At 56.7% G+C, this 4,942-nt stretch carries 6 protein-coding genes; all 6 read left to right on the forward strand.

What is annotated here, in order from left to right; genetic code table 11:
- A partial coding sequence (locus AC097L_RS23050) for a hypothetical protein (protein ID WP_479589078.1) occupies positions 1-272 on the forward strand: 272 nt, incomplete at its 5' end.
- The gene (locus AC097L_RS23055; protein ID WP_479589079.1) at positions 269-1,216 is read left to right on the forward strand and encodes a rolling circle replication-associated protein; all 948 of its coding nucleotides are present in this window, start codon (positions 269-271) and stop codon (positions 1,214-1,216) included. The genes AC097L_RS23050 and AC097L_RS23055, both read left to right, overlap by 4 nt.
- Positions 1,217-1,874: 658 nt before the next feature.
- Positions 1,875-2,108 carry a hypothetical protein gene (locus AC097L_RS23060; protein WP_479589080.1) on the forward strand — a complete coding sequence of 78 codons (234 nt, stop codon included), beginning with the start codon at positions 1,875-1,877 and terminating at the stop codon, positions 2,106-2,108.
- Between the two features lie 637 nt (positions 2,109-2,745).
- Positions 2,746-3,333: a hypothetical protein gene (locus AC097L_RS23065; protein ID WP_479589081.1), complete on the forward strand. Its 588-nt coding sequence runs from the start codon at positions 2,746-2,748 to the stop codon at positions 3,331-3,333.
- A 325-nt stretch (positions 3,334-3,658) separates the two neighbouring features.
- On the forward strand, positions 3,659-4,006 hold the full coding sequence (locus AC097L_RS23070) for a hypothetical protein (protein ID WP_479589082.1): 348 nt from the start codon (positions 3,659-3,661) through the stop codon (positions 4,004-4,006).
- Positions 4,007-4,012: 6 nt separating this feature from the next.
- Positions 4,013-4,906, forward strand: coding sequence for a zonular occludens toxin domain-containing protein (locus AC097L_RS23075; RefSeq protein WP_479589083.1), 894 nt, complete (start codon positions 4,013-4,015; stop codon positions 4,904-4,906).
- The last annotated feature ends 36 nt before the right edge of the window (positions 4,907-4,942 follow it).

A 4,942-nucleotide genomic window follows, 5' to 3' on the forward strand; every position in this document is an offset into this window, starting at 1 on the left:
GTGGCAGGGGAGGGTCTGTGAAAAAGTTATATCCGAAAGATCAGCCTGTTCAGATTAATCCGCTTCATCTTTTGGAGTTAATCAATGCTTTGATGGCGGCTAGAGAAGCTAGTCGCTTGGGTGTTGTGTCTCGAGATTTGTCTGAGTTGCTACTTAATGCGTCTTCGCTTTTGACGGTTTTGTTACCGGTGCCGCTGCAAAGACGCTTATTTGCCAAGTCTGAGCCTGTCGGTGAGCCTGCAAATGGTCCTTTCGATCGCCACGGTTCATGAACGCCGCCACCATCCAAGCCGCCACCGCCCACGCCCGTGCTCTGCGTGGTTCGCGTCGCCTTACAGCCGCGCACGCCGCACGGATGGAGCGCAGTCTCCCGAGCGGCGCAGCCGCTGGGCTTGTCTCAGTATCAACAACTTGCACAGCAAGTTCGTCCACCCTGGAAGTCCTTGGAGCCCGTCCCCAGTGGTCGATAGACCGGGAACGGGCTGTGATGGAAAACTCCATTGTCATTGACCCCAAGGAAGCCCGTATAGGTCGACTTCGCAAAGGCATAGGGGTAGGTGCCAAGGCACTGCATAACGCAGGCGGCAAGGGCCAAAGAATGTGGCTGGTGACCCTTACCTACAAAGGCACCAATGCTAATTGGCGGCCAGAGCACATTTCCCGCTATCTGGACCGCCTTCGCAATTGGCATTACAAGCGCGTCGGTACTAAGACCGTGCGGTATGCCTGGGTTGCAGAGCTCCAAGATCGCGGCGTGATCCACTACCACGTGGTGGTCTGGCTGGCCCCTGGTATGTCCATCCCCAAGCCCGATAAGTCCGGGTGGTGGCCCCATGGCATGAGCAACCGCAAAGAGGCCACAGCGCCCATTGCCTACCTCATGAAATACGTTTCAAAAACCGATTCCAAAAACATTGGAGGTTTCCCCCATGGTGCACGCATATACGGCCTGGGTGGCCTGGACAAGTCTGGTCGTGATTGCAAGCGCTGGGTACTGTGGCCTGCGTATGTGCAGGGCAATGCTGCGGTTGGCGAACCCTGGCACCGCCTCGAAGGCGGTGGATTTGTCCATCGTGACGATGGCCGGATTCTCCTCCCTGAGTACGCACCAGCGGGAGCAGGTTTTACGCGCTTTGTACGCATCCGCACCACCCCCCGCGAAATCAATCCCTCCGGCCCGTTTTCGTGGCTCCCTACGTCATCCACCGTTCACTAAATGGAGCCGCACCACGTGATTCTTATTCTATTGATCGCCTTCGTTTTGGGTGGCACCGAAGAAATGGCCCGCTCTCCTGTGCCCGTCTATGTCACTCCCTGCATGGGCCAGCCAATCGGCCAGCCTTGCTACGTGCAAAGGCGTGACTGGTGACTGCTTCGGACTTCCAAAATCTCTATGACCTGCTGGGCGCTGGCCTTGCTGTGTGTGCCTTTGCGCTCGGCTACCTCGGAGGCCATTTGCAATGATTTCTCGTCTAGTGGCATGGGTGGTTGTGTTAGCCGTTGTGTACGGTGGCTATGTTGCTGTGAAGCACTGGTCTAACCCTTGGAAAGTAGCTTTACCTATAAGCGCTGTGCTTCCTCCTGCGTATGACGGCTGTGGCCCAAAGTGCAAATGACAAGCCTTGTTTCCTATTACCTTTTTGCCTGGGCTGTGGGCTACGCATTGGGCTGGAAAGTCCGAATGATCCACCGTGCTTTGTATTCATCTTGATATGCAAAATTTGCATTCATCGCAGAAAAGATCAAGGGGTGGGGTGGCCTGCGCAGCGGGCCACCGCCCCCCCTTGATCGTCTCCTGTGAGCTTTCACCCGTAGGGCCTGCGCGCAAGTCCTACGGGTGTAATTTCGCACCGTTTTTTCCCAAAGGTATCCCAATGCAAATCAAAAACGCATTCCGCAACAAGGCCGCTCAGTTGGCCGTCATTGCCGCTTCTCTGTCTCTGGTGGGAGTTGCTCACGCTGCTGACCCAACCGATGCGCTGACCGCCGTGCAAAGTCTGTCTGCTTCCGCTACTGGCTTTGGTCCAGTCATGTTCGGTCTGGCTATTACCGTCGTCGGCATCATGATCGGTGTCAAGTGGATCAAGCGTGCGAAGGGCGCGGCCTAAGTTGGTCAAGGGTGCAACCATTGGTCTGCACCCTATTTTTCACACGATTTCACAAAAAAAATTGCGACCATGAAGCACACTTTCCGGCTGTTCTGCGCCGCTTTTCTCTGCGCCATGTCGGGCGTAGTATCGGCCAGTACCACGGTGTGGAAGACACCGCAGGTACCCGGTGCAAGCTTCGCTTCTCCGCAGGCCGCATGCGATGGCTGGGCAGCTGCAGCCACCGCGGACCCGGGATCTGTCGCCGCTGGCGCTAGTTATTCATGTGAGGCAGTCAATCCAAATGTTGATGGCATTAGTGGTTACATGTCTGTCATCGCGCGTTATCAAGGATTGACCGCACACTACACCGGCTCCTTTTATGCCAGCTCCTCATGCGTTCAAAACCAGATTGCCAGTTTCACGCTCTTGACTGGATGGCTAAAAGACGATCCAGCCGGTACCTTGCAGGGTTCGTCCAGCGGTTCTAGATATTCGATTGCCGCTGGTTCTGCAGACGCACCGACTACCTATTGCTCCGACGGTTGCCAGTATGTTGCAGGTGAGGAAACCAATCTCTCTTACGGTTTAGACAAAGGCTCAAATGGCTACTACCCAGTCAACAATACATCGAATTACGTCACGAACGGCGCAAGCTGTGACACCACATTTACGCCACCATCTCAGCCGCCTCCAATCGCTGGAAGTTCTGGCTCTGGCAGTGGTACCGGCACTGGCACGGGTACTGGGACTGGCACCGGGTCTGGCACTGGCACCGGTACGGGCACAGGCACAGGCACAGGCACAGGCACAGGCACAGGCACCGGTACGGGCACAGGCACAGGCACAGGTACGGGCACTGGCACCGGCACAGGCACAGGTACGGGCACTGGCACCGGCACAGGCACAGGTACGGGCACTGGCACCGGTACGGGCGCAGGTACGGGCACTGGCACCGGTACGGGCACAGGTACGGGCACTGGCACTGGTACTGGGACCGGCACTGGCGCAGGCACAGGCACCGGCACCGGCACGGGAGGGTCGCCTAGTTCGGGTACCGGCTCTGGCACGGGCGGCGGCGTCGGCACCGGCACCGGTGCAGGCACAGGCACAGGCACAGGGACGGGCACAGGTAGCGGCTCCGGGTCGGGTAGCGGCTCCGGGTCTGGTAGTGGCTCCGGCACAGGGTCTGGCACAGGCTCCGAGGCCGCTTGTGGTGCGCCCGGCCAACCAGCTTGCAAAATAGACGAAACCGGCACGCCCGGTGCGGTCGATGAAGGTAAGTACAACGGCAAATTAGACCAGGTCAAAACCGATTCGGACGCGGCCCGCGACACCATTAAGCAGGCTGGTGATGGCGTGTATGCCGGTTGGGAAAGCTTGTTTGCAGCACCTGCACCGGTGCAATGTACGGGTTTCGATCTGCCCAGCTACAACGGTCAAAGCATGGGCACCATAGACCCTTGTAACGTGGTCGAGGGAACGCGTACCGCCATGGGCTACATCTGGGCGGTGTCGTCCTTGTGGCTGTGTCTTGGCTGGATCAAAGCCGCCAACGTCTAGGGATCACTATGCCTTTACTTGCTACTTTCATCGGTTCGATTGCCAGTGCGCTCGTAACGTTTTTTGCCCGCTGGCTTTCTTTCAGAGTTGCTTTGCAGCTCGCGTCTTTTGTGACGTGGCTAGCTGTAATTACCGCGTTTGCTTTTGCCGTTCACGTCTGCCTTGCGAGTATTTACAACTACATCGCCAATGTCGGTAGTGTTAGCGGTGGACCTTGGGTCCGCTTCCTTTGGATGGGCCTTGGCATGTTCATCCCTGGCAACGCGGGTGCCATAACTTCGTGCATTGGTTCAGTCTGGATCGGTACTGAGGTGTACAAAATTCGCAAGCATGGCATTGAGAACTTTTCGAAATAAGCCGCTATGACCGATTACGCTTACGTGGGTAAAAAAGGGACCGGTAAGAGTAAGCATGCCGTGATTACCATGCGAGAACGTTACTTCAAGCGGGGGAGGGCGGTAGCTTCGAACTTGGATATTGACCTCAAAGCCATGTTTGGCCCCAGGTCAAAAATCACCTATGTCCGTATCCCCGATAAGCCCAGCGAAACCGATTTGCTCGCCGCTGGCCATGGCAACCCGGACAGCTACGACGAAGAAAAAAACGGAGCTTTGGTACTTGATGAGCTAGGGACTTGGATGAACACCCGGACCTTTGCCGATAAGACCCGCGCCGGGACGTTGGATTACCTCGCACACGCCCGCAAACACGGCTGGGACTGCTACTACATCATGCAGGATATCCAGCAGGTCGATAAGCAGCTTCGAGAGGCATTTATAGAGCAAACCGTTCGGCACATTCGTTTCGACAAGGTACGCATACCGTTTATCGGAGGCCTGCTCTCCATGCTGATTTCAGAGCGCGCTGGGTATATGCCCAGATTCCACGTGGCTACTAGTCGACTGGGCACAAACCCTCAGGATGTGGTCTGTGATCGGCTCATGTTCACCGGTAAAGATGTGGAAAAATGCTACGACACCCGTCAGGTATTTGAGGCGAAATACCAGCATGGCACGCATTCGGTTTTATCGCCGTGGCACCTTGAAGGTCGTTTTTCCGAGGTTTCAAAGAAACCTTGGTGGCGCGATTTCATGGACGGGCTATTTGCCAAGCCGCGCACCACCAAACCCGAACCCATGACCCGGCCAGACCCTGCATACCTGGAAGTCCTTACCCTGGCCCGAACCTTACCGCCAGCCGAATCTCTCCGTCTGGTAGCCCAACATTCCCGCAGCACCTACACCGTGCAGGTGTAGCCGGTCGTACATGGCAGCGAAGCGCCAACGTAAACC

This window comes from Rhodoferax sp. RT5P35 (assembly GCF_056521385.1).

Coding starts and splice junctions, on each gene's coding strand:
- AC097L_RS23075 (WP_479589083.1), top strand. CDS start 4,013: ATGACCGATTACGCTTACGTGGGTAAAAAAGGGACCGGTAAGAGTAAG.
- AC097L_RS23070 (WP_479589082.1), top strand. CDS start 3,659: ATGCCTTTACTTGCTACTTTCATCGGTTCGATTGCCAGTGCGCTCGTA.
- AC097L_RS23055 (WP_479589079.1), top strand. CDS start 269: ATGAACGCCGCCACCATCCAAGCCGCCACCGCCCACGCCCGTGCTCTG.
- AC097L_RS23060 (WP_479589080.1), top strand. CDS start 1,875: ATGCAAATCAAAAACGCATTCCGCAACAAGGCCGCTCAGTTGGCCGTC.